The 25,140-nt window shown below is 55.1% G+C and carries 22 protein-coding genes; 10 read left to right on the top strand and 12 right to left on the bottom strand.

All coding sequences use genetic code 11. From position 1 onward, the window contains the following. Both BFP70_RS18080 and BFP70_RS18075 read left to right on the top strand, forming a co-directional pair. A partial coding sequence (locus tag BFP70_RS18080; protein ID WP_066013167.1) for an IS3 family transposase occupies positions 1 to 629 on the top strand: 629 nt, incomplete at its 5' end. 856 nt (positions 630 to 1,485) lie between these two features. After that, a complete protein-coding gene (locus BFP70_RS18075) occupies positions 1,486 to 2,202 on the top strand; it encodes a hypothetical protein (RefSeq protein ID WP_369820221.1) in 717 nt (238 codons plus the stop codon). 389 nt (positions 2,203 to 2,591) lie between these two features. Here BFP70_RS18075 and BFP70_RS18070 read toward each other — a convergent pair whose 3' ends face one another. From BFP70_RS18070 to BFP70_RS20845, 6 genes are all read right to left on the bottom strand, one after another. Further along, a complete protein-coding gene (locus BFP70_RS18070) occupies positions 2,592 to 3,842 on the bottom strand; it encodes a DUF2235 domain-containing protein (protein ID WP_066013155.1) in 1,251 nt (416 codons plus the stop codon). Positions 3,843 to 3,845: 3 nt separating this feature from the next. After that, positions 3,846 to 4,478, bottom strand: coding sequence for a hypothetical protein (locus BFP70_RS18065; RefSeq protein ID WP_066013153.1), 633 nt, complete (start codon positions 4,476 to 4,478; stop codon positions 3,846 to 3,848). Then, on the bottom strand, positions 4,475 to 5,827 hold the full coding sequence (locus BFP70_RS18060) for a DUF4123 domain-containing protein (protein ID WP_066013152.1): 1,353 nt from the start codon (positions 5,825 to 5,827) through the stop codon (positions 4,475 to 4,477). The genes BFP70_RS18065 and BFP70_RS18060 overlap by 4 nt, the downstream gene beginning before the upstream one ends. Before the next feature lie 543 nt (positions 5,828 to 6,370). Beyond that, positions 6,371 to 7,128, bottom strand: a protein-coding gene (locus tag BFP70_RS20510) for an IS5 family transposase (protein WP_141693265.1) whose coding sequence is annotated in 2 segments (ribosomal slippage) — positions 6,371 to 6,792 and positions 6,792 to 7,128 — 759 coding nt in all. Because the reading frame shifts where the segments join, the coding sequence is not laid out codon by codon here. Between the two features lie 28 nt (positions 7,129 to 7,156). Further along, on the bottom strand, positions 7,157 to 7,816 hold the full coding sequence (locus BFP70_RS18045) for a DEAD/DEAH box helicase family protein (RefSeq protein WP_066013143.1): 660 nt from the start codon (positions 7,814 to 7,816) through the stop codon (positions 7,157 to 7,159). A gap of 287 nt (positions 7,817 to 8,103) precedes the next feature. Next, positions 8,104 to 8,298 (bottom strand): hypothetical protein, encoded by a 195-nt coding sequence (locus tag BFP70_RS20845; protein ID WP_141693264.1) that lies wholly within the window; start codon positions 8,296 to 8,298, stop codon positions 8,104 to 8,106. A 286-nt stretch (positions 8,299 to 8,584) separates the two neighbouring features. Here BFP70_RS20845 and BFP70_RS18035 point away from each other — a divergent pair, with 286 nt between their 5' ends. After that, positions 8,585 to 9,970, top strand: a complete 1,386-nt coding sequence (locus BFP70_RS18035; protein ID WP_066013139.1) for an IS1182 family transposase — start codon at positions 8,585 to 8,587, stop codon at positions 9,968 to 9,970. Positions 9,971 to 10,202: 232 nt separating this feature from the next. Here the strand turns inward: BFP70_RS18035 and BFP70_RS18030 are convergent, their stop codons facing one another. Genes BFP70_RS18030 through BFP70_RS20505 form a run of 6 tightly spaced genes read right to left on the bottom strand, consistent with a single transcriptional unit; the run spans position 10,203 to position 16,533 of the window. Continuing rightward, a complete protein-coding gene (locus BFP70_RS18030) occupies positions 10,203 to 10,475 on the bottom strand; it encodes a hypothetical protein (protein WP_066013138.1) in 273 nt (90 codons plus the stop codon). Further along, on the bottom strand, positions 10,468 to 12,270 hold the full coding sequence (locus tag BFP70_RS18025) for a TniQ family protein (protein WP_066013137.1): 1,803 nt from the start codon (positions 12,268 to 12,270) through the stop codon (positions 10,468 to 10,470). Before BFP70_RS18025 ends, BFP70_RS18030 begins: the two co-directional genes overlap by 8 nt. Next, on the bottom strand, positions 12,267 to 13,229 hold the full coding sequence (locus BFP70_RS18020) for a TniB family NTP-binding protein (RefSeq protein ID WP_066013135.1): 963 nt from the start codon (positions 13,227 to 13,229) through the stop codon (positions 12,267 to 12,269). The genes BFP70_RS18025 and BFP70_RS18020 overlap by 4 nt, the downstream gene beginning before the upstream one ends. Further along, positions 13,222 to 15,408 carry a DDE-type integrase/transposase/recombinase gene (locus BFP70_RS18015; protein ID WP_066013133.1) on the bottom strand — a complete coding sequence of 729 codons (2,187 nt, stop codon included), beginning with the start codon at positions 15,406 to 15,408 and terminating at the stop codon, positions 13,222 to 13,224. Before BFP70_RS18015 ends, BFP70_RS18020 begins: the two co-directional genes overlap by 8 nt. Further along, positions 15,405 to 16,391: a hypothetical protein gene (locus BFP70_RS18010; RefSeq protein WP_066013131.1), complete on the bottom strand. Its 987-nt coding sequence runs from the start codon at positions 16,389 to 16,391 to the stop codon at positions 15,405 to 15,407. Before BFP70_RS18010 ends, BFP70_RS18015 begins: the two co-directional genes overlap by 4 nt. Beyond that, positions 16,306 to 16,533: a helix-turn-helix domain-containing protein gene (locus tag BFP70_RS20505; protein ID WP_083217606.1), complete on the bottom strand. Its 228-nt coding sequence runs from the start codon at positions 16,531 to 16,533 to the stop codon at positions 16,306 to 16,308. Before BFP70_RS20505 ends, BFP70_RS18010 begins: the two co-directional genes overlap by 86 nt. Positions 16,534 to 16,727: 194 nt before the next feature. On the opposite strand from BFP70_RS20505, the gene BFP70_RS18005 reads away from it, so the two are divergent. The 7 genes from BFP70_RS18005 (at position 16,728) to BFP70_RS17975 (ending at position 25,104) form a co-directional block, all read left to right on the top strand. Beyond that, complete coding sequence (locus BFP70_RS18005; RefSeq protein ID WP_066013129.1) at positions 16,728 to 17,462, top strand: hypothetical protein; 735 nt, start codon at positions 16,728 to 16,730, stop codon at positions 17,460 to 17,462. A gap of 287 nt (positions 17,463 to 17,749) precedes the next feature. Continuing rightward, a complete protein-coding gene (locus BFP70_RS18000; RefSeq protein WP_066013127.1) occupies positions 17,750 to 19,450 on the top strand; it encodes an RNA-directed DNA polymerase in 1,701 nt (566 codons plus the stop codon). Between the two features lie 25 nt (positions 19,451 to 19,475). Further along, on the top strand, positions 19,476 to 20,993 hold the full coding sequence (locus BFP70_RS17995) for a DNA polymerase (RefSeq protein WP_255356774.1): 1,518 nt from the start codon (positions 19,476 to 19,478) through the stop codon (positions 20,991 to 20,993). Positions 20,994 to 21,516: 523 nt separating this feature from the next. Next, on the top strand, positions 21,517 to 22,026 hold the full coding sequence (locus tag BFP70_RS17990; RefSeq protein ID WP_066013119.1) for a DUF1697 domain-containing protein: 510 nt from the start codon (positions 21,517 to 21,519) through the stop codon (positions 22,024 to 22,026). A 443-nt stretch (positions 22,027 to 22,469) separates the two neighbouring features. After that, entirely contained in the window at positions 22,470 to 22,973 is a 504-nt protein-coding gene (locus tag BFP70_RS17985; RefSeq protein WP_066013115.1) for an ATP-binding protein, read from the top strand. 137 nt (positions 22,974 to 23,110) lie between these two features. Beyond that, positions 23,111 to 24,130: an IS110 family transposase gene (locus BFP70_RS17980; RefSeq protein ID WP_066013112.1), complete on the top strand. Its 1,020-nt coding sequence runs from the start codon at positions 23,111 to 23,113 to the stop codon at positions 24,128 to 24,130. A gap of 455 nt (positions 24,131 to 24,585) precedes the next feature. Continuing rightward, positions 24,586 to 25,104, top strand: coding sequence for a hypothetical protein (locus tag BFP70_RS17975; protein ID WP_066013109.1), 519 nt, complete (start codon positions 24,586 to 24,588; stop codon positions 25,102 to 25,104). Positions 25,105 to 25,140: the final 36 nt, after the last annotated feature.

Here is a 25,140-nt window from a genome sequence, read left to right as displayed (position 1 = left end):
AAGTTGGCCCGCGCCGCGTCGCCCGGATCATGCGTGACAACGGCATTCAGGTTCTGCGCAGCCGTAAATTCAAGCGCACGACCGACAGCGACCACAGCTTCAACATCGCCCCGAACCGTCTGAACCAGGACTTCACGGCGACGGCGCCAAACCAGAAATGGGCCGGGGACATCACTTATATCTGGACCCGCGAGGGTTGGTCCTATTTGTCTGTTATTATTGATCTATATTCGCGGCGTGTGATCGGTTGGGCGATCAGTAACCGCATGAAGCAGGACTTGGCGCTACGTGCCTTGGACATGGCAATCGCGCTACGCCGACCACCGCCTGGCTGCATTCATCACACCGATCGTGGTGCGCAATATTGTGCCCACGAGTACCAGAAGCGTCTTCGTCGTCACAAACTCTTGCCTTCGATGAGCGGCAAAGGAAATTGCTTTGATAATTCGGCTGTCGAAAGCTTCTTCAAATCCCTCAAGGCCGAGCTGATCTGGCGAAACACATGGCAAACACGCCGGGATGTCGAGGTCGCGGTGTTCGAATACATCAACGGCTTCTACAACCCGCGCAGGCGCCATTCAGCCTTGGACGGAAAATCACCCGTGGCCTTCGAAAAACTCGCCGCCTAAGATGAGCAACACACCGGAACAGAAACGGTGCAGGTCCAATTCAGCCACCTATCCAGCTGGAGCCAGGAGAGAGCCAATTTCTTGAACTTGAGTATTCAAGCTTTGTGCCTCGCCACACACAGTGGACAACGTCCGGCGATCTTAATGAACCATTCACCTTGAACTTTCTCTACGGAGCAGCGGCTTTGGGTAACAATCTGCATTGTCAGGTTGATGTCTATTATACTTCGCGGAGATACTTTCCCTCCAACCTTGAAGGGTCAATTGGAGCGGTAAATGGGGCGTGTTCTTCCGCGATGAAATGGTATGCGGAACACGTTGGGCCACTTAGTGCGGACGTGACGTCCGAATGAACTCCGCGAAGCCTTGCGGACCAAGCACCTGCGATAGCGCTGCCGTTCGATGAGTGTCCAGCAAATGCCCGGTTTGGGCCGCTTGTTACTCAACCGGTCCTGCCGCCATCCCAGCATAGCATAGGCGCTTTCTGTGAAACGTCGTCTTAAAGATCTAGCTAAGCATCACATTGAAAAGGAGGGGAACGAACCGGATACTCGCGGTTCATCCACAATCATCCGGTTCGCGGTGATTGGGTCAGTTTATGACGTAAAAGTCAATTTCGTCTGACGTTCTACATTTGGTGTCGAACGTCACAGCTTTCTGGCCCAATCCTCGAAATTTCATGAGTCTTATCAACGGGGCGCATCATTCAATTCTGGCCCAAACGTCAAGCATTTCTGACCCAGAGCCGCTGGAGAGAAGCGCAACTTGCAACACCATAATATCGCTTGAATATTTTTGATATCCTGGAACACTTCGTTCGGACGATACGGCACTCTGATAGAGAGAAGAGACTATGATGAGCCTGCGGCGAATGGATGATGACGAGCCGACGCTTGCGTTTTCGCCTTTGTTGCGTGGGGCGGTTCTGACGCTAAGCCGTGCCGCTGAAACGCCGATCGGGCTTACCGCGACCAAAGCGTTCAAGCGTGACTATGTGCATTGGGCGCTTACACATTTTGATTGGCCCGGACGTGCCGCCGAAGACATTCTCGCGGTATCAAAGGTGGTCAATGAGGCAGATTTTCCGCCTTTGGAGCTCATCCATTTTCTTCTGATCCATTGCAAGCTGGGCCGCCATTTCAAGGGGACTTTTCGCGCAACGAAAGAAGGGGTGCGACTTGCATCCAGCCCCGCTAGTCTGTTTGCGGAGTTGATCCCGCTGTATCTCTTTGAGGTCGATCACAGTGCATTTTCCCGAACGGGCGAAGCGGTCTTTGGAAATTGGGATACGTGGCTCAACGTGATGAACGTAGAACTCGAAGGCGGCAAAACTGAAAGCGATCTCTATCGACTGTTTTATGGAGAACTGCCCGATGAGCCCTTTGCCTGGCGCAAGCCCTATGCCTTTGGCAGCTGTGTCTTGCGCCCGTTGGAATGGGCAGGGCTGGTTTCAATTACATCGATACGCGATCACGATGGCAAGCTTGATTATGTCGTGACCAAGACACCGTTGTGGCAGGCCGCACTACAGTTAGAAACAGACGATATGGTGCCTAAGTTTCAGCGACATTAGGTCATGTTCACGAATGGTGCAGCCTTTGCCTGATGGGGACGATACCGACGAACTCGGGGAAACTATTTGTGGTCTTGTCGTCGCGTGCAACTTGCAGGTGGCTACGTCGAGTTTGTGATCGCGGTCATTCACACGCCCCGCCGCGAGACACTAACTTTTGTCCATCAGCACAATTTTCCAGAAGCCCAAGCGCAGCTGAGCTTACAACCCGACTACATGGGAATGTAAAACCACCCGGCGTCGGGGAATACTAATTAAGAAGGCGCGTTTCAAAAAAGCCCAGATCATGTATTTGCTGCGCCAAATGGAGGACGAGTGCCTATAGTCATTTGGCAGTTAGCCGTCGGGCGGCACCTACCCTCCTCCGCATCTCAAGTGGGATAAAATGCTTAAAGTATGGCCTTCGTTCGCTCACCTTTTGGGTCCGGCAAAGCGGAGGGTGCTACGTTGCCCGCTAATTCATTGGACAGCGACAAATGTGCATAACGCTGGCGAACGGCGGTTTCTGTTTCGGCGGAGACCTCTTCATTGACCAGCTGGTTATAATAATCCGAGAGTAAATCCGACAGCCCGACATCCGCGCCCCGGATGTTGTCTGGCACCTGTTCCGGAAAGGGCAGGTGATTAGCTAATGCATGCTGATGCATCAGTCTCAGCGCAACGAACTGCAAGCCGTGCTCAGCGGTTACCGTAAATAGGTCGGCCTTATTGCGGCCCGCGCCTGTCCGGCGGTAGCTGTCATCGGTCTCGGGGGCGGCACCCCAGCGTGCCTCATACCAGGCTTTCAAAGCCGAATCATTCATGCGCGTAGACCGAAACGTCCGCGTTTCGCGGCCCGGCAAATAACCGCCGCCGACATCGGAATGCGCGCCTACCATTTCGATCGTTGGACCCGAGGTCGCGAGCGTCAGCGGAAAATACTCTCGCAACTCGTCCTTGGCAGTCAGATGCACGATCTTCTCGGCTATATTGCCCGAGGTTTTGAGCGAAACGCCTTCGTAACCACCTGTATTCCCGGCATTTCCCACAGATGAAACCGTATCAAATAGCCCAAGGAATTTCACCCTCAGCTTAGACTCTTTATAAGGAAACTCGTCGTCCTTGATCCCGTTCGCAAAATCGCGCGCCGCCGTCGCACCACGCGAAAACCCGAAGGTATCGAACCAGATATCGCAGGGCGCACCATCCCAAAGGGCATCGCGCACATCTTGCGCCAAATCGCTCAGCGCTTGCCGGACCCGGTTTTCGACCCCTTCCGCGCCGGTGCCCCAAGCGAGCCCCCGCATGGTCGTGCCACCGTCTTCCTCGACCCCGATGCCGCGCATATAGCGTTTGAGGTATTTGGCCTCGCGTATTTCTCCATTGACTTCGACCGGTTGAGGCTTCGCTGCCCCTGGCCTATCTTCCCCCTCATAGATCCCTTCTAGATGATCGACATTGGTGTGCCAGGAATCCATGTCCTTGCCCTTGCCGACATGATCACGGCTGTTGTTGGTGCCGTCGAAAAACACGCCGATCCGGATTAGGGTGCAACGGGCGGTTGTCGTATCACTGGCCCCGTTGCCCGATTGGGCCGCCGCGCCCCCGGCGACGACATTTACCGGATGCTGTGACGGTGGTGTTGGGTCGGTCTCGGCCATCTGTTACTCCTTTGTGCAGCGCGAGGTTACGATGCCACGCTGCTCAATCAGTGCTTTTCTATTCTCCATTGCCCGATTGAACGACCAGTCTTCGACTGTTCCCGCAAGGATTTTCACGACCGGATCGTCAAGCGGCACCTCGGTTGCGCATAATTCTCGCAGCACGACCGGTGGTTGCTGCGGCAGGGCTGCCAGTTCTTTACTGAGTTTCAGTCCGATCAGCCGCATTTCTTCGGGGTCAGGGGTTTGCACCGTGACATCGGCGCCTGGTCCCAGCTCGACGGACACCCTCGCATGATCGCGCACATCCCCGAAGGTCGACAACTCTTTCGCGCGTATGGTGAAGGAGATGCCGTAGGCCTTTTTCGCGAGGATATCATACCAGGTCAGCTCGAAATTCATCTTGTCGCTGAACGCATCGGCATAGGGGAACCCGCCGGTGGCCGATTGCCCACCGGTTGTGCGGTCTAGAAGGTACATCCCATTTAGGGTGGCGCGGATGACCGAAGGGGTCATGTAATTGTTGCCGATGCTCGAGCCCAATCCCGAAGGCCGCTGCCAGATCGTCATACGCGCGAGCGTGAAGCCCCCCCCCAGAAGCACGAGTACAAGCGCGATCCAACCAATAATCTTCATTTCAACGCGTCCAATTCTTCTTCGGTATACCCAAGCTCAAGCGCATATTCGCGGTCGAGATATCGCTCGATCGCATCAATCGTCTCATGCGGCGCGCCGCCCCGCGCCACGATGGCCCGGATCGCTCCTGCCGCGTAATTTTCCAAAAAATTCGGGCCCAGAAGCAACTCCCAGACGCAAAGCTTCACAAAGTGGTCGCGCCGCCAGAATCCCAGCGCGTACCAAGGCTCACGCCGTGCCCGCAAATGCGCCCTCATATGCATAGGGTCGCGCCCCGCCGCTCCGCTAGGGATACTGTGTTCGATGGCGATTCCGATCAGCTCCTCGAATTCCTCGGCAAGACGCAACAGCCGCACCGTCTCGCGGATCTCGGGGGTCATGACCATATTAGGGCGGACCGCGGGGCCATCAGGACGCCGCCGGGCCTCAAGGCACAGGGTTTGATTATAGCGAAGGATCGCTTCAACGGGCGCTTCGGGACCTTCGGGAAGCAGCGCCGACAAAAGCGGACGCAGCTCTGCGCGATTTCCGCAGGCTAGGAACCAGCTCATCACCGGTTCCGTCCAGAACCGAAAGAACAGCCATTTCCCGTCTGGTTCGCGTAATCGCGTGAATTTACGCAGATGCGCCCAAAGCACATCCAGATCGACCCGACTGCGCACGAAGAAGCCGGGCCCCGCATCAAAGAGGCCGCTAGATCGACCGGTGGAGGTAAAGAGCTTGCGGGTAAAGCTGTTGCCATCTTGCAATTCGACCAGCCAAGGCGCGGCCGCCGACAGCTCTTCTTGCGCGGCGCCCTTGAACAGTGCGCGATATCTAAGGCCCGACGTCTCGAGCCGCTCTTCAAGGAGCGGCAAGGCTGCCGCATCGAGCACGGCAAACAGCCGCAATGGCGGGAGGACCGGATTCGCGTCACCAGCCGGATCACCAAAGAAGGCCGCCTGAAGCGCCTCGGGAACGGTTCGCCGCGAAACGGCTCCTATCTGTGCGTCAAGCGGGGCGACGCCATCCCAGAACCGCAGATCCAGCCAATGGGGATGGCAGACGCGATGCGTGGCCTCGCCTGCCGCGCGCAGTCGCCCGAAGGCGAGGGTCTCGCCCCCCTTGATCGTCAGCAGCAGTGCCGCGACCTCCCCATCAAGATGATAGTCGCCCAGTGCCTCATCCGCCCGCATCACGTCATGGAAGGTCACCTGCGGCCAGCCCCGTCCGAGAAACGCAGTCCGCAACGTATCCATGAAGGTAATGGAAGTCGCCGCGGTGCCGGCGACGCAGGCTTCGAAACGGCGCCCATCGGCTGAAGTGGCTTCAGCAATCGCCAGCCATGTCTCTTGAGATGGCTCGTTCATCTTTTTGTCGATCTGTAGAAGGCTAAGAGGATTGTTCCGTCATCAGGCGGATTGACGTCGCCGCACAGAAAGTACGGTCTTCGACTGCATAAACGCAGCATTGCTGACAATGGTGTCATGGCCTAATCGGCCCTCTCAAGAACTTTCTCGGGATCAGCCCGGTTTAAACACCTGATTTGTTAGACCCTGCAAGGTGAGGTAGCAACCGAAAAGCGAGCCTCTGCGGCACCTGAATATGAGATCAACTGCGAGGGCGGCGGTGTAACTGCGATCTGGGCTCTGATACGGACTGACCGTCGAAAAGTCTCTATGCCGGCTACGCAAAGACTCCGACGCCCGAATGGCTGCGCACCCGTCGAATGACCGGTGTTGGGAGCGCAGTATCCGTCAGAGTCGAGCAACCGCTAGGGGCGCGATTACCAGCACTCCCTTTCTGCACCTGCGATATGCTGCGCGGCAGCATCGGTCGAAAAGGGCGAATGTTGTTGAAAAAGTCAGGCGGCGCCAAAATCGCATACTAAATGCGCTACCTAGGATCAGGATTCATAACCAATAGATGACGGTCGCGGCTAGAGCGATGGCTGAAAGGAAGACCTTTGGACAGCGATCATAGCGTGTCGCCACACGCCGCCAGTCCTTGAGCCTACCGAACATGATCTCGATGCGGTTGCGTCGCTTGTATCGGCGCTTGTCGTATTTGACCGGGGTCTTGCGTTGCTTTCTGCCGGGGATGCAGGCGCGTATCCCTTTGTCTTTCAACGCATCCCTGAACCAATCGGCGTCGTAGCCACGATCCCCGAGCAGCCAGTCGACCTTTGGCAGGCTACTGAGCAGCGCCCGCGCGCCGATGTAGTCGCTGACCTGTCCTGCGGAGACAAAGAAGTTGATCGGGCGGCCTTTACTATCGCAGATGGCGTGCAGCTTGGTGTTCATGCCACCCTTCGTGCGACCGATCAGGCGGCCACGCCCCCTTTTTTGACGACCATGCTGGTCGCCGTTCTGTGGGCTTTGAGATATGTCGCGTCAATCATCACGGTCTTCTCTTCGCCATGCTCGGCTGCCAAGCCGACCATCATCTGCGCGAAGATGCCTTTCTCGCTCCAACGCTTCCATCGGCTGTACAACGTCTTGTGTGGACCATATTCCCGCGGCGCGTCGCGCCATCGCAACCCATTGCGATTGATGAAGATAATCCCACTCAGCACCCTTCTGTCATCGACCCGTGGCTTACCGTGTGGCTTCGGGAAGAAAGGGGAGAGTTTGGCCATCTGTTCGTCGGTCAGCCAGTAAAGGTCGCTCATGTCACCGCTCCGTTTTCCGAGCCGTGAATCACGCAGCGCGTTGAAAAACAATGCATCCTGACCCTAAATTAAGGTCTTCGTTGCTGCCCAAAGTTTTCTGCATCACAAACACAGACGGATTGAGCGCGTGATCAGCGATCACACCCAATTTTCGGAGTATGCCCCAGTTTGCAAACTTTTCACTGATCTGATCTTTGAGCTCAATGCTGGGGACCACTACGAGTGTTCTCTTCGCTTGGTCCGCGATGGATGCGGCGAGCATTGTTTCGGTCTTGCCAGTTCCAGTGGGCAATACAACCGTCGCGACCTCTTGCGAAAGCGACCAGTGCGACAGGAGCGCATATAGCGCACCAACTTGCGCTGGCCTCAGGCGCTCTCCGTCCTTGTTTTCACCATTGATTTTAAAGCTGTCATATACGGCAGTTGGCGAAATGTCCGTTCGCCGCACGTCACCAATTATCTGAAACTTCCCTTTGTTCTTGCCCTTGAGCTTACGAGCTGATGCCGAGAACTTTACGCCGGAAGGGCTCTCCAGATCATACGTATTGTCACCCTTGTCAACCGCAGCAAAGACTAAATCCGACGGCCCAAGGGCGAGCTGCGTAAGTAGCCCAGATTTTGTTTTCTCGTATCGATAAAAAAGTGGATCGACCAATTCGAACCGAACCGGCTTCGTCTGAGCTTCCATCCCAGGAAGGCTGCTCTGTCTCGCATCCTTTTTCATGAAAAAACAATACCCCACACCCACCCAAACACAATACTATTAGAAGCTCGAATAATTAACCTATAACAGTTTGATGCCCCCTCAGAACAACCCAAGTATTGCCCAAGAGATCGGTTGAGTAGGTGGGGTGAAACCAACCGGGACAGCCGACTTAGGTCGAAATGAATCGAGCAACCGATCTTCCGCTTGGCTCCAAGCAGGCTGTAGTTAGCCCAACAATCATCCGGGCGTGAACGACGGCATTTCATCAGTTAGCTATGATCGCAATGGTCGTCCTCTCCCCACTGATCATCCATGAAGGCCTTTAGGTCAGCCCCAGACAACGTTTCAGTGAGGCCGAGTGCCTTCACCCTGTTTTGCAGCATCGCAACACGTTCCGAAAGTGTGCCACGCTCACTTTCGCCCTGATCGTCGAGTCCTTTGCTCTGCTCATCTGGGGTCGTCACGACTGTGCCTCCTGCGCCAACACCTGCCCATGTTATCAAGAAATGCCGAACGTGCCAAAACTCACGAAGGCTGGCGTGTTGGAAGTGCGCCCCATCGACCTCAGCCTGTTCACACGTGCGTTCCTTACAGGCGGGAACCTCTGCGATAGTTGAGCCCACCGCGCTTTCCGCTTTGCTTTTCTCAACCGAACCATCAAAATCCGCCGATGCTGTTGAAAAAGACTTTGTTGCGGCGCAGCAAGTCGTTTTGATTCACTCAATTATGAGGGAATTGGAGGATTTTGCCATGATGGGCACCCAGGACGCACCGGCGCAGTTGTTTTATGATTTCGATCTGGAGCGGCACGTGCCTGCGGGCCACATGCTCCGCGAGATCGACCGCTTCCTCGACATGGATGGAATGCGAGAGGCTCTGCGCCCGTTCTACAGCTCCCTTGGGCGTCCCTCGATCGACCCGGAGCTGATCATCCGAATGTTAGTCATTGGCTATGTCATGGGGATCCGTTCCGAGCGCCGACTTTGCGATGAGGTCCATCTGAACCTGGCCTACCGCTGGTTCTGTCGTCTCGGCCTCGAAGGCAAGGTCCCGGATCACTCGACCTTTTCCCGCCATCGCCACGGCAAATTCCGCGACAGCGATCTGCTTCGGAAGGTGTTCGAAGCGACCGTTGAGCGCTGCCTGAAAGAGGACCTGGTGTCGGGCGAGGGCTTTGCCGTCGATGCCAGCCTGATCCCGGCGGACGCGAATAAGACCCGGTCGATTGCCGCAAGCGATTGGAACGCAGATGTTGCGCGCAAGGCAGGCAACAGGGCAGCGCAAGAATACCTCGAAACCCTCGATAACGCGGCCTTCGGAGCGGCCTCCCCTGTCCAGCCGAAGTTCGTCGCCAAGTCCGATCCTGCGGCGCAATGGACCCGCGCGGATGAAAGTCGCCCCTATTTCGCCTATGCCACCAACTACCTGATCGACACCAAAAGCTCGGTGATCATGGATGTCGAAGCCACGCGCGCCATTCGGCAAGCCGAGGTGGGTGCATCGCGCACGATGCTTGATCGGACCGAGAAACGGTTCGGCATTCGGCCGGAGTGGTTGGCTGCTGACACAGCTTACGGCAATGCCGAGAACCTCGGCTGGCTGGTCGAAAGGCGCAGCATCATTCCGTTCATCCCTGTCATCGATAAGTCGGAGCGCACCGATGGCACCTTCTCCAGATCCGACTTCGAATGGGACGAAAAGAATGACCAGTACATCTGTCCCGAGGGCCAGGCGCTGAAACAATTCAGACGCAACTATTCCGATCCAAACCGAGGTAAGGCTACCGGTGGAAGAAAGAAATACCGCGCTCTGAAGGCCACCTGTCAGACCTGCCCATCCAAGGACATCTGCTGTCCGAAAGCCGAAGCGCGATACGTAACCCGTGAGCCGCACGAGGAAGCACGCGAGTTCGCCCGTGCATGCCGCAAGACCAAAGCCTACAAGATCTCACGGGACAAAAGGAAAAAGGTCGAGATGCTATTCGCTCACCTGAAGCGCATCCTGAACCTCACGCGGCTCAGGCTTCGAGGACCGAACGGCGCAAAGGACGAATTCCTTCTCGCCGCCATCGCCCAGAACCTCCGAAAACTCGCCAAGCTCCGCCCGCAGTGCGTCCAAAAGGAGGTCAGCGCATGACCTGAAAGGTCAAAATGGCCGGTCTTCGGCAAACCAACTGGCGAAAGCCGGGACCAAACGGCTGCTATGTCTCCAGCAGCGTGAAAATCCCACAAAACAAACCGACTTTTTCAACAGTATCCGCCTGCTATCGACAATGGCGCCGGTATACTCGCCCACGCGGTGCCGTCTCTCGCGGGATAAATTACTGGAAACCCTTTGTAATCCGACTCAATCAGGATCGGAAAAACGGTCATAGGTGTCTTTCAGGATGATCACAAAGGCCCGGCCGCCCCCCAGCTCGAAAGTGGACAGGACCCTGAGCGACGTTATCCAATATCGCATCCGCGTTTTCACGTAAGAATTCGACGGACACTTCCATTTTTCGGTCTTGGCTCGAGGTATCGGAATACGCTTCGATGAGCAGCGCGGCCTGCTCCTCCGGCGTGATGCCATTCTTGTTTGCTAGGTCGCACAGCGCGTTGAATTCAACATCTGGGAACTCAACTCTGAGTTTTTCAACCATGATTACATCCACCGTCCAGAACGTCGATTGCATAAACCCTTACCGGTCCAGCACTGCAATTTATGGGCGCAACGCCGTCACGGTCGAGCCTTTGGGCAAGGTGGATGGGCCTAATACCTTGACCATTCGCCATCCGCCCGAGGGTGACATATTGCTGCTCGAACGCTGCGATGCTTTGCTTGGTGATGTATCGCTTGCTGTGGTTGGTATCCGGGTTCCTGCGGGATATTTCTTCCAGATATCCGGCGTCTCTCAAGCGCCTGATCCCAGCGACGTTGACCTTGAGATATCTGGCCGTTTCTTCTGCGGTGAGGTCACCGATCAGGTCGATCAAGGTCCTCTGAGAGAGAAAATCCCAATCAACTTCAATGGATTGCAGACCTATACCTTCGCCTCGACAGAGCCGACCCTCAAGCTTACCCCGCACCCACAGGTCAATGATTTGTACAATAGAGACCTGCTTCAAATGGCAAAATTCCCGAAGTGGGACAACTGACCGGTCCGGTAGCGAAGGCGGTAAAGCATCCAACTTCTCAAGCAGCTCCGTCACTTGGCTACGTAATACATACCGAAGCGAAGATGTGATTTTGATCATGTCGATCGCACCAAGGGCCTGCAGCGACTTTATCTGAGGCCCGGAAAGACCCAACATCCAGGTCGCATCCTTGAGATTGATCAGCTTGTCCCAATAGGCCTTTGCCTTGGCCAGTTCATCCACATGGACATCGGTTCGCAGAAGGGATTCCGCCTCATCGACGCCATTCATGTGGCCCAGGAGCTTTTTCAGGAATGTGACGCCGAAACCTGATCTCTTCCGCGCCTCATTCATGGTCAGCAAAGTTTGTTCCGGAGCAACCCGGTCAAAAATCTCCCTGCCCGTGGGCGTCGGGTATGTTTCGAATATGTGAGAGCAGGTCAGGTCAACCAGGGGTGTCAGGGCCGGTTCATCATAAAACTCTCTGAGCCATTGGTAAAATGGCCCCATATCCGAGCTGAAGTAGGGCCGCTCTGTGGAGCTTTGTTGGTGCATGCGTTCGAGAGCCGCCTTGAAGCCGTCCGGACCGATCGCGACGTATTCGAAACCCAGTTGGCACAATGAACGCTCACGCTCGCTATGCAGCGACATCATGGCTTTCACTTTCAAACCTTCGATTGCGGCACCCAAGTTGAGGCACACGCGGTGTATCTGGGTAAGGTCGAAGTCCTTCAACCAATCGTCCTTCGGACCCTGCCAAATGCGCTCGCGTATGTAGTTCTCGAATGGCGCTGGCGAAACAGTCCTGGGTGATCTGCTCGCCTGTAGGACCTCATCCATGTGATCTGTTATCCGAGTAACAAAGTCATAAGCAGTATGAGCGTGCTGACTAGCCGGTAACGTCATCAGAAGACAACGATGATGTGGACAGGAATATAGAGAGGTCACGGCCCATTCCTGCATCTGACAGATGCCATGCAGCCCGGTCCTTGCAAGCGCATCGGCCACGCACCTTGGACAGAACCTCGCTGCTGTCCGGCGCAGCGCTCCAAACGTCGCCATCGTTTTTCCAAACCGGAAGCGCCCGATTTCAACTTTGCCGGAGGTGAATGCTCTCAGATTCTCAGGTCGCTTGCCGATTAGCCAGGCAAGGCGTTCAATTTGGTCATCATGACCGCTGCATAGATACGGCCAGCGCATCCCGAGATCAGAGCAGAAATCGCGCACCGTGGTCTCGTAGAGCTTCGCTGATCGGCTAACGTATCCAGTAAGCGTCTCCCCCTCCTTGAGGGGGAGAGAGGGCAGAAGAGGCGAAGTCATGTGTTCTCTCCATCAAACTCAAAGACCTGCCGCGGATCAATTCGGGCAAAGTCTTCGGCGACAAAAGGGTTCATGACATCGATTGCGGCACTGCGGTCAAAGAACACATCTGCGAAATGTTGGAGCTCGAGCCGGGCCTCAGTTCCGTCGCTAAACAGCGCCTTTGATAGAGCTTGAACCGTGATTTCCGCCATGAGGCCAAACTCGTAATCGGCCGCGTGCATGAGCCGCTGTGCGAAACCTTCGCTGCATACACATGGTTCGGTCTCAACATTCGCCCGCGCGGCATATTTCTGCACGATATCCAGCACCGGCGTCACATCCCGCAGGGCATTTAACCTGCCGATTTCAATCGGATACAGACGGCGTGCCAGTTGCGGATCCTGGTTCACGATTTTTTTGAGGTCTGGCATGCCAGACAGAATGAGACCAGTTGGCCAGAACGAGTTCTCCATGACGGACTTGAGTGTATTCACGACCGATTGTCGCTCTTTGTCCGTTTGATAGCGGGCCAAATCCTGGGCTTCATCGAGATGCAGGAAACTAGTCTGCCGCAACTTGAGCTGAACCTTGACCTGGTCCCAAATGGCGGGTCCCTGCTTATCGCCGGAATAGGGATATCCCAGCGCGCGGAGTGTCGCCGCGCCAACAAACTTCATGGTCGCCGGACTTGGAACCTGAAGGCTGATGAACTCGCAAATGTCCTTGGTCGGGTCGGTCTTTAATAGGGACTTATTCTGGCGGATCAGCTCACGGATGGCAGTGGTTTTCCCACTGCCAGACTGCCCTACCAGCACGATCCCGCGCGCATTGTTGACGATGCCGTCGGCCACGTCCGCCCTTCGCTGCTCAAGCAGCGTTCGGAAATGGGCTTCAAGTTTCGCATATGATGGCGTCGGCACAAATGCCGAGCGCAGATCCTGCACAATCCTGCGAATTTTTTTGTTGGAATCAGTCATCGCTTTCATCCTCCGCAGGAACTTCGTTGCGGTCATCGCTGAATGACCACAGCACCGTCGTGGGAGCACGCTCATCGCGCAGAACAGGACGAGCAGAGGCAGCCGGTGCAAGATCATTTTTGATTTCATTGGACAGCAGGCCCGGCGCATCACTGCCATGTTCTGCCTGCGGAACAGGCAACAACTCCGGATCACGACCCAAAGAAAGGCCCCAGAAGGTCTCTTTCTGAGCCCTTTTGATCTGCTCATGGGTATCACCAATCGAGCCAAGCTGCCGCAGAGCGCATTGGTTGGCATCGATCTCCTTGATGCGTTTGATGGCGCGATCAATCACATCCTGCGTCAACGCGGCGGCATTACGATTGTTCTGCCGAAGCTCGAACACCGTGCGTTCCCAAGCGGCAAAAGACACGCCTTCCAGCCCGTCGATTTGGGATTTCAACGTCGACCAACCGCTGTCTTTCCCTCTCTCCAGCCAAACGGAAATTTGCCCCATATCTTCAGGGTCAATTCGAATATCAACATGCTGCTTACCAAACTTCTGGAAGTGCTTTGCCAGCCGCTCGGAATGGTAGTTAACCCCATTCACGAGAACGCCATGACGCCCGGTGTCCCGTGTGATGGCGATGCCCAAAATGTGCCGCAGAGTGTGATTGTTCATGGGTGGCGACCACCCAAATTCCTTGATGAGCCGATCCCAAACGATGTTGGGTGTCGCGTACTCCAGCCCCCTATGCTTGCGGTTGTGGTACACATCGACAGTGAAACGCACCAAGAGTTCAACGATGCTTTCGGCGGTATGGACGGCGTACTTCTGGGACGGATAATCACCACGTTCTAGCGGGTTGGAAAATGTGCGCCCCGTGAGATGTGGTATCAATAGGGTAATGATTGAACGAAACACGCGCTCAATGCGGCCGCGCAGTTTCGGGACCCCAGCAGGAAGAACCGAATAGTCGATGCACAGGTCTGAAAGCGCGGCTTTGAATTCTGTATTCACGAAAGCGGGGCCGTTGTCGACAACGACATGGCCAATATGACCATATTGCTTCCAGTCCGTTTCACACCCCAGTTGTCGAGCCAGCTCAGCCTTGTCGCGCATTGCCATCCAAAGGACCGCTTTTGCGTCTTCGGAAGTCGGGCTGCGAGAAAGCTTTAGTCCAAGTATGCTTCGGCTGGCTGTATCGAACGCGACGCATACCCAGTATCGACCAGTTTCGAGATCCCGAACGTTGTCCTGGCTGATATCGTATCCACTCTTGTTGAGGAGAGCGATGAGATCGATTTCCCATTCGTCCATCTCGATGCGATGGAGTGGCACATCAAGCTTCAATCCGCCCCCGTGAGCGCCCAACTTGTTCTTGGCGACAGCTAGGCCCTTCCTAGCAGCCAGCACCTCGAACTTATCAATATCTTTGATCCGACGTTCAATGGTGCTCTTGGATACCTCTTCGAGAGGCAGGTCGCCGCTCGCAATCCGGACGGAATTGCGCCGTCGGATCTCGGCATTCACGTCATCATGGATGTGGCCTGGGAGAAGCTGATTTGGATGTAGATAGCTTTCAAGCGTCCCTTGAATGATGGCTTCACGTTCGGCATCAATACGCCTTGCGTTGCTGCCGTTAAAAATAGATTTTTTCACAAAAACCATGGGATCTTTGGATGGTTCCCACTCCTTCAACCAAGCCATCACGGATGTCCGACCTGGTGCTCTTCGCAGTTCGATGCTGTCGAAGCTGGCCCCGGCTGTTGCAGCCTTCAGCCCCTGTTTCAGCTTTTCGGTAACGCGGTGCTCAAGCTCTGGCAAAAATTCCGCCCAGCGATTGGCCGACCGATTAGATTTCCCTTCATCTTCCAGTTCAAGAAATGTGGTACACCAACACTCCTTCCAGAATGCATCCAGCTGGGCCTTCGTCGATATCCTCGACATCAGTGCACGGCCAGCCATCGCCCGCCGGGCGACCTGACGACTTTCGAAATATCCGTACTGAACAGAAAACTGACCGGAGTTGATGAGCTCTGAAAGCTCAGCATGGGTCAACGAGATTGGCCCTGCGTCCCCACGCAGGGGTTTCATTTCAATGAATAGGTCGGTCGCCTTGGTGATAACTTGGATGTCTCCATTGGCGACAATGGCGTCGCACGGGGTTACGCCAAGACGGATCGCTTCATGTTTCATGCCTTGCCCTTTCTCGGTGCGACGATGGAGTTGGTGGAAATCGTTTCTCGCGTGTTTGCATCGAGCCTGCCCGCGTAGATCGCACGGAATGCCGCTCGAAACGCTCGGGCACCCAAACCAGATTTGTGAACCAGATCACTGATCGAGACCTCGCCGAAAAGCCCGTCAATCAGTTCCGCAACGACGTTGTCAGCCTCCGGATCAGGGCAACGCCGGAAGAAGTTCAGAAGCTCAGCGTTGCGCACCTCGATCTTGTGCCGCTCACGCTCCGTGACCAACGCCACCCGATCAGCAAAACCCAACGGCAAGTCGCGCTTGATGGCTTGCAGCGTGGCTTTGAAATTCAAACGCTCGACGCGCTCCGCGGGCTTGACGGCAATGGCCACCCGGAGGCCATTTTTGAACTCTGCCAGATAGTCGAACCTGTGGGTTCTCTGCCTGCCATCCACATCAACGAAGCTCACCGGTTTGGGTTGGTCGATGAGGTTCCAGAGATCCGGCATCGCCAGCGACAAGAGGCAGGTCTCCCGTTCCCCTTGGCTTGCGCTGATGATCTGGCGCCAGCGCTGTTCCGCCGGCGTCATCGCGAGCGTGAAACCACGCACGGTCAGTTTTGACCGCGCCGGGAACATCAGCCCCGCTACGGTCGGCAAGGGTGGACGATATAGATCGTCGTTTTCAAGGTTTGTCATAGTCTTTGCCACGGCCACCGGTTCCACCAGCGCCAGATGGCACTCCTTTATGTCGGGGTGAACGAAACCCGCCCGCAGAAACGCTCTGCGCGGTTGACGGATTTCGAAATTTGGGTCATGAAGGAGATGCAAAGGGCTCAAACTTTTGCATCTCAGGCCTTGTTGGAAGTCGCTAGCTTCCTTCGAGGCCTTTGCTTTTATGGGCTCATTGTTTTTTCCTCCCGATGCTGCGGTCCGGAAATAGTTCTTTCGGCGTCGTCTCAAGCGCTTCGGCAAGAGCGTGTTCGACACGCCTCGAACGCCTGTGTCCCTGGCTGACGGCAGTAACGCTGCCAGCAGAAATCCCTAAATCCCGCGCGATCTGGACCAAGGATAGGCCTCGCTGTCTCAGACGGTACTTTATCTTTTCATGTCGATCGCGGTTGAGGGTCATCAGACTATCAAACTGTTTTGCTTGTTAGCCCAACTTCCGCTCAGCCAGAGCCAGGTCAAGGATTTCCACTTTATGGGGCTTTGAATCTCTTTTTTGCCATGGCGATCATTATACAAAATGAGATCTCGTCTTGGCCAAAGCAACGCAAACTGTGACCATGTCGCAAACAAGGAATCACACGCAGGGAACCAGATATGGGCTTGAACACTGATGCGCGGCCCAGTCGTCATGGGACGACAGACGAAGAAAGCCGAATGTTTCATCAAGCCGAAGAGAACTTGCGGCAAGCAAAAGAAGCTCTTCGATTAGCCCAAGAAGCCTACGACAGGCTTGCCTCCCGACGACCGATTAGGATCCCTGCGCGGAAGCGGAAACAGATTCATAATCGCAAATCGTTGACTGATGAAGAAAGACGTGCGCGGTGTCGAGAAGCTGAACGTCTCGCCACGGAGCGACGTCTCGAACTCCGAGAGCAGGCTCAAAAGCGTGCATTTATCTACAGCTTTGGGGCCGACAACAGCATTGTGCAGCCGACCGATGAACTTGTGTCGCTTTTTCAGGAAGCCGGGTCCCTTGATGAGTTCGCCAAAAGGTTGGCGATCACACGCCGCGATGCCCTTCACGCTCTGAAAGCGGCTGGGTTTGACGTTGTGGAGGACATTGCGAAGGCGTGGGAATGCGGGAAGTCTCTTCGTGCCCTGAGCCAAGAGCACGGGCCGACGCCCCAGACCATATCCAAGTGGATCAAGTCGACCGGACGCGTCATCAAGCCACGAAATTCAAACCAAAAATATGATCGCGCCCGCATGTATGAGCTGTTTAATGATGGATGGACAACAAACAAGATCGCGACGACCATGAAGTTCAGCTGGGCGACAGTACAAAGGTGCAAGGCGAATTGGTGGGAAGCAAAGAACACGCAGGTTTAGTTGATGATTATTCCATCGCCCCTTTCTGACTTCGGCCCCGGCATCCGGTGAGATCGGCGGGGAGCCGACCTTCGCTGCTGATTGCATGAACGGCAGCATTGCGCAGCTACCGGATCTGAAACCATCAGGTCTGCGAAACCAACGAGATTGTTAATGGCGATTGCTTGGTTGGCATCGAGGTAAGCGGTCCAAGCAAATCCGGCTGGCTCTTCTGCGTGGGCGCAGTAGAGTGAGAACATGTCTCCGAAAGGCGATGTGATTTTATTTCCGAAAGAAAGTCATCGTACGTGCCAGATTACAGTCAACAAGGTGGTGACGCCGAATATGCACTTGGTGCTGAATTCTGGGAGAAGGGGCAAGCGCTTGGCTTTCCGATCCAGTTTGATCTCGTGCTCAAGCATCTGCGACAGGACATGAGGGACGACTGGTACTTCGACTGCCTACAATATGACGATATATTTAGGAATCCGGACGAGGCCAAACGTATCGTCCTTTCTCTATTGCAAAAATGGAATGGTGTGTACCTCGGCACCCGTAGCGTTGTCCGCAACATTCCTAAGAAGGGTTATGGGGAACGCTACGGTTTGGAAACCGACTTCTTTGATCGGTTCGTCTACCAGGCGATCTGCACATTCCTTATTCCTTACTATGACAGTCTTCTCAGCCACCGAGTGCTAAGCTACCGTCATGACTCTGCGCCGCAGAACTCTAAATACTTGTTCAAGAACAAGATCGATCGATGGTTCACATTTGAGGGGGTAACTCTTACGTTCGCTCGTTCAAACCAGCATCTTCTGGTGACCGATCTCAGCAACTTTTTCGAGAACATCTCGCGAGAGCAGCTCATCGCTGCATTGGAGAAGTCTATACCTGACATAGTGGCGACGGGCCCTGAAAAGCTCCAAATTCGCAATGCTATCCGTACGTTGGACAGGTTGCTCGGAGAATGGACGTTCAGCGGTGACCATGGGCTGCCTCAGAATCGGGACGCATCTTCTTTTCTATCCAACATCCTACTCTCGTCCGTTGACCTCAAAATGGTCAAGAAGGGTTACGATTACTACAGATACGTGGACGACATCCGCGTTTTGGCGGACACGGAGACTCAAGCACGCCGCGCGCTCCAGGACATCATCAGGGAGCTTCGGAAAGTCGGCCTTAACATCAACGCGAGTAAGACCGAGATATTGCCGCCTGACGCTTCATCAGAGAAGTTGGTCGCCTACTTCCCTTCGCAAGACAGCGCAACCACCGCCATTAATCAGATGTGGCAATCTCGGAGCCGCAGAATTGTGACTCGTTCTGTCGAATACATCTTCGGTATCCTGACCAGCTGCATTGAAGCTGGTGACACTCAAACACGACAGTTCCGCTTCGCGGTGAACCGCGTGGCCCAGATTGTAGAATCTGGCCTCTTCGACGTCGGCGACGCACTATCAGCTACACTGCTCGATACGCTTTCCCGTTCGCTGTCGGAGCATGCTGTATCTACAGATCAATATTGCCGGCTTATTTCCACTCTGGACCGAGGTGGCCAATGCCTTCCGGCGCTGGAGAAGTTTCTGCTGGCGGAGGACCGAGCCATCCACGATTGGCAGAACTACAATATTTGGATGCTGCTCGGGTCGAAGAGACACCGATCGGATAGGTTGGTTGATCTCGCCGCTCGCAAGCTCCACGAGGACATCAGGTCCGGTGAGGCTGCTGCAATCTTAATCTGGCTGCGGTGTATCGGTGAGACGGCACTTATCCGCGGATGCATCGAAAAATTTGGCGAACTACCATATCAGAACGCCCGCTATCTCCTGATTGCCTCCTCGGTGCTTCACGAAGATGACCTCAAGCCGCTCTACGGCAATGTGCCTATCTGCCTCAAAGGCACAGGGCCAAGAGCCGAGCGTTATACGAGTGAGGAAGGTCTTCCCTTTGCAAAACGGGAAGCGCCCGATCTATTGAACCTTGTCGACGAGGTCAGTGAGTATGATTGACCAAGCTTGGAAATTACTCCTATTCATGAAGGACTTTACCGGGCGGGGCGCAGACTGCTTCTACTGGTTTGACGAGGGACGGCTGCTCGAAACAAACGCCCAAGACGTTGTCAGGTTTGCCGGCGCCGTAGTCTGCCATGATTTCTGGATGATACGTGATGCATTGTTCGATGCGACGAAGACGCTGCCCAATACGATCATTGATCTCGACGAATTCAGGATATCCACCAGTGGAAACCCTGAAGACCGTTTGGCTCGCGAGAAGCACGACGTAACCGCTGTTCTCGAACAGTACGGTGCCGAGCAGGAGGTATGCGCTGCTTACAAGCGGATGTTCAATAAGGGCCTACCGTTCGAGGCGGGTGTTGCGTCCAAAGCCGCAGCAGCGCTTACGAAAATGTATCTTGCCCTGCTTGACCGTGCGAAGCTTACAGGCGAAGCAGAACGTTTCCTTACAGTCGAAGTGCCGGCCTATCGGTTACTTCAAAGCGCAATGGCCGTTGGTATCATGGTCGACAAGAGGCGATTGTCGGAGATGCGCGCCGAGGCAGAGCATGATTACTTCACGTGCCTCAAGAATTACTCTGCGAAACACGATATGCCGTTGGAAACTCCGAGCAGATCGGCGCTGGAGGTAAAACTGCGTGCGGATGGGTTTGAGCCGGACGGTGTTTCGATCGAGTATCTTCTTGAGTACGTGCCGCACCAACGGGACTTCGGGAGCGACACCATAGCCCTGCAGGCGGCGGACACCGCACGGCGGGTGTTGGGTTCGCTAACCCTGTCGACCACAATCATGCGGCCAGTATTGGATGTATTTGGCTCCCGCACCTCGCGCATCCATTTGCGCAGCCCCAGTCTGCAGAATATTTCAAAAAAATATCGCGGCATCATTGGCGCTCGCGAGGGTGCTGAGTTGAGCTACGTGGATTTCGATCAGTTTGAGGTCGGGATAATGGCCGCGCTCTCAAAGGATTGCGAACTGATGAAGCTCTACGCCGCAGGTGATATGTATGACCTGTTCGCCACCACGCACCTTGGGCTTTTGGGGAACAGAAAGGCTGCTAAGCAGCTCTTTCTGTCCTACGCCTACGGGATGAGTAAGAAGGCCTTGATCGATGCAGCAGTTTCGCTTGGCGTAGATCGGCTTCGGGCCAAGAATGCGTTCGGACTATTCGTGCAGTATGAGAACTGGAAGAGGTCTGTATGGGGCGATTTCCAAACCAATGGCCGTGTGGAGACATTGCTTGGCAACCACTATTTACGCAAGCGCGACGGTTCACTGACCGCTAAAGAACAGCGATCTGCTGTGAGCCAAGTCGTTCAGGGGACGGCTTCCCTTATCTTCAAAAGGGCGCTGCTGGAGGTCGGCAAATTGGACGACGTTACCATAGTCCTTCCGATGCACGACGCGCTACTCTTCGAACATAGGTCGGCAGATACGCCCAACAAAGTTGTTACGGCATTTGAAAACACAATGACGACCACACTGGGAGGCGGAGTGAGGGGCAAGGCGTCTGTTGGCGCTTTCGCATTGGACTGAGCGAGCACTAGTCTCGCGTCAGCTTCGGATAGTTAACTCTTTGCGAGAGCCGTAGGCCAAGACCCGATCTTAGATGTCGTAAACTGAGACCGGTCATCCGCTGCGCATGGCTCGAACGTCCGTTCAGGGCCGATTGTGTTGAAAAAACCCCCTCGCCGCGCAACCACAAGGCTCCGACGAGAATTTCGTTCTGATGGAGGTCAGATCTTCCTCGCTGGCGCGGCATCTTAGCCCCACGTTAGAACAGGCGTTCTGGAATTCCGTGCCGTGTTGAAGCCGCCCGAGTTTTTCAACACAATGGGCCGAACACGTCGATAGGGTAGCGCGTGCAAAATTCCAACCCTTTGGGCACGCAAGTCTCATGCGATTACGCGCCCGATCTCAATAAGATTGCCGCGCACGCCACAACTTTGTGCCGATCTGATTTTCTAGGAAGGTCCGCATTGCGGGACGGAGCTGCCGTTGACCTGAGCAGATCGAACGGCAGCTTTCCTAACCGGCAACGGGAAGGTATGATGCTCAGATGGCTACGCACATAGCACTACTTCGCGCCGTAAACGTCGGCGGCACCGGCAAGCTGGCAATGGCCGACCTTCGTTCAATGGCGGAACAGGTCGGGTTGTCAAACGTGCGAACCTATATTCAATCTGGCAACCTTGTCTTTTCGTCTGATGATGCAGTCGGAGCGAAGGCGGCGCTCGAAAAGAGCCTTGAAGATTATGCAGGTAAGGCCGTGGGCGTTGTGCTTCGAACAGCCGGGGAAATGCGGGACGTGTTAGATGCGAACCCCTTCCCAAAATCGGAGCCGAGCAAGGTTGGTATCCTATTCCTAGACGACACTCCTCCGCCTGACTCTATTCGGGCTGCCAAAGGTCAAGCTGACGAAGAAATCGTGCTGGGAACACGTGAAGTCTATATTCATTTTCCGTCAGGGATGGGTCGAACAAAGCTACGTTTGCCGGTGATGTCAGAAGGCACCGTGCGGAACGTCAATACTATCGGGAAACTCGTGAAAATGGCGACCGAGGGATAGAGCCCGCAGCCACTAGGCCGCCATTCGCTACATCGCAACAGTACGGTAAGTTTGGGATCATACCCGACCTTTAGGTTTTCGTGAAGCGGCGCACCCGCGCGGCGGGTGCAGATAAGGTGTTTGCCCTCTAGCGGCGGGCAAACCGAGCCAGGGCGCAGCGGCAACCAAAGTGCCCTTTTTCGTCACTGGTTTTGTCCGGGGCAGGCACAGCCCGAAGGGGCAGCTACGCGGACAAACGGTGCATTCGCTGCGGTTGCGCCAAGGTCTGCTTCACCAATAGACATTAAGAACCCCACGTGTCACTAATGATGTATGAAAACCTTCGTTCATAACTTTGGTCGTCAGGGCCAAAATCGCATTACCTTCCCGGTCTGAAAAAACGGGCCGGGTAAACTCTTATTTGAACGTCAACCGCGCGCGCCGCGCTGAACAAAGTTATTCATATGCCCTCGACAACACCAACTCTGCATTTGTTGTGCGGAAAAATTGCTTCTGGAAAATCCACTCTGACTGCCCAACTTAGTCGCACGGCAGGGACTATTGTGATTGCTGAAGATGAGTGGCTAAATGGTCTCTATTCTGAAGAAATGTCGTCGATTTCGGACTACATGCGGTGCATGTCAAAGTTTCGCAAGGTCGTGGGACCACACGTCGTCTCATTGTTAAATGAGGGAAATTCGGTCGTTTTGGACTTCCAAGCAAACACGGTTGCGTCGCGTGATTGGATGCGGGGCATCTTAGAACAGACAAAGGCTGCCCACAAACTTCACGTTTTAGATGTCCCTGACGAAGTCTGTATCGCACGTCTTCGTGCCCGCAATGCGCAAGGTGATCATCCATTTGCGGCAACAGAAGAGCAATTTCGGCAGATTTCAAAACACTTCGTCGCTCCTTCACCTGAGGAAGGATTCAATATGGTGATGCATCATTTTGACACGAAACTCTGAGTTAACCGGACCTTCATTGATAGCGCCGCACTCGGCAAAGTTGGGCTCAAACCTGATGGAGTGGATGGCTCCTGCTCCCGGCGTCGCAATGCGCCATACTGTAGATGTCATCGTCTGCTGCAAAAGGAGCCATCCGCATGAAGGTTACAACAGTCGGCCTGGATTTAGCCAAGAATGTCTTTCAGGTTCATGGGATCACCGATGAAGGCCATGTCGTCTTCAACAAGCCGCTGCGCCGGGCTCAGCTGCTTGCCTTTTTCGAGCGCCTGGCCCCTTGCCTGATCGGCATGGAAGCCTGTTCGGCGAGTCACTACTGGGCTCGGGAACTGTCTAGGCTCGGTCACGAGGTGCGGCTGATCCCACCGATCTACGTCAAACCCTACGTGAAACGGGGCAAGTCGGATGCTGTCGATGCAGAAGCGATCTGCGAAGCCGTTACCCGCCCGACCATGCGATTCGTTCAGGTCAAATCCGTAGAGCAGCAGGCCATGCTGAGCCTGCACCGAACGCGTGAGCTTGTCGTGCGGCAGAGGACGCAGCTGGTGAACATGCTCCGCGGACTTCTGGCGGAATTCGGGGTCGTCCTGCCGCAAGGTCTCGACAAGGCGACCGGCTTTGCGAGGGGCGTCTTGGAAGGAGCTGTCCCGGATATTCCCGAGATCGGGCAAGACGTTATTCGCGTTCTTTGTCGGCAGCTCCTGTCGACCGACTGTCTCGTGCGTTGGCATGATCTTCGGTTGCAGGTCGTGGCGCGGGCCGACCCTCGGATGAAGCTGCTGCGGACCATTCCCGGCGTCGGACCGGTTACAGCCTCGGCGATCGTCGCGACCATCGGCAGCGGTCGTCAGTTCCGCAATGGACGTGAATTTGCCGCATGGCTGGGACTGACACCAAGGAACAATTCCAGCGGAGGCAAGGAAAGGCTGGGCAGTATCACGAAGATGGGGGATCAGTATCTTCGAAAACTCCTCGTGGCCGGCATGACTTCCCGCGCCATCCAGGTGAAGGTCCGACCTGACAAGGGGGACCCGTGGTTGAGACAACTGCTGGAGAGAAAGCCGTTCCGACTGGCAACTATAGCCATGGCCAACAAGACCGCCAGGATCATCTGGGCCGTCCTTACACGGGGGGAGACCTGGACGCCAAGACATGCCTGATGCGGCAAGCCCCGCATATAGAATAGCAAGACCGAAGAGATGATGGAGACACCCACAGCCGTAAAACCGGGAGACCCCGCCGCAAGTCCGGGGCATCATCGCCCGCAAACCCGAGAGGGACCCGGTACGCGGAAGTCATCAGGGCCAGCGGTCGAAACGCCGCGCAAACAGGCCGGACACACGACCGCTTCTGAATGGGTGAATTAAAGTCATTTCCCGCTTGCTATGCAGGAGCCATCCACACAGGACTTGCGGCGGCGCGACAGCCCGATACGCGGGCCGCGCTGCATATTCTCAGCTCGTTGCCACATGAATCCCGTTAAGAGTGCCGCTAAATCCCGCTAGGATTATGCGGCAATGCCACATGGCCGGTTTGAGCCCAAAATCACTGATGCTGCGCGACGCGCCAAGGGCAGCTATGTTATACCAACCCGGACCAGTCAAAGAGCACAGAAATGACCGATAACGCAAAACGAGATGCGGCTAGGGGCGAGTTGCTTCGGCTTTTGAAGGGGTTAGAGTTCTATCGCGCTTGGCGGATTGCTGACATCAAATCCGCAAACGGAGAAGTGCGCCAAGAAGACCTAAACGAGATTGTTGAGCCAAGCACGGCCTTCCTTAAGTATTTCGACGATGCAGGCGGCCGATACGGCCAAATTCTTCAGTTCGTACGCGAGTGGTATTCGCACGCCTATTCTGATTTTTGCATTATGGCGAATACTGGCGGCGAGGCGGTGTCAACTGAAATCCGAAAATTCCTGAGTGATTTTCAAAACGAAGTAGGTTTTGAGTTCCATTCTGAGGCAGGCTTAGTTGCGAAGACGGTCAAAAAAGTTCTCAAGAACGGCAAAATCACTCGAGAAAATGATTACTACATTCTCAGAGAGCTGGAGGATGGTATAGGTCAGACCTTTGTAACGGGTAATGAACTTGCTGCCGTTTCCGACTTACTTCGCCAGTTTGAGAGTCGTTGACAAAATGGTTGACCCTGCGTGCCGGGTGTACACGCC

It is taken from the genome of Thioclava sp. SK-1 (assembly GCF_001705665.1).
GTDB lineage: Bacteria > Pseudomonadota > Alphaproteobacteria > Rhodobacterales > Rhodobacteraceae > Thioclava.
The sequence above is the reverse complement of the archived record's forward strand: the minus strand, read 5'-3'. Positions and strand labels throughout refer to the sequence as shown.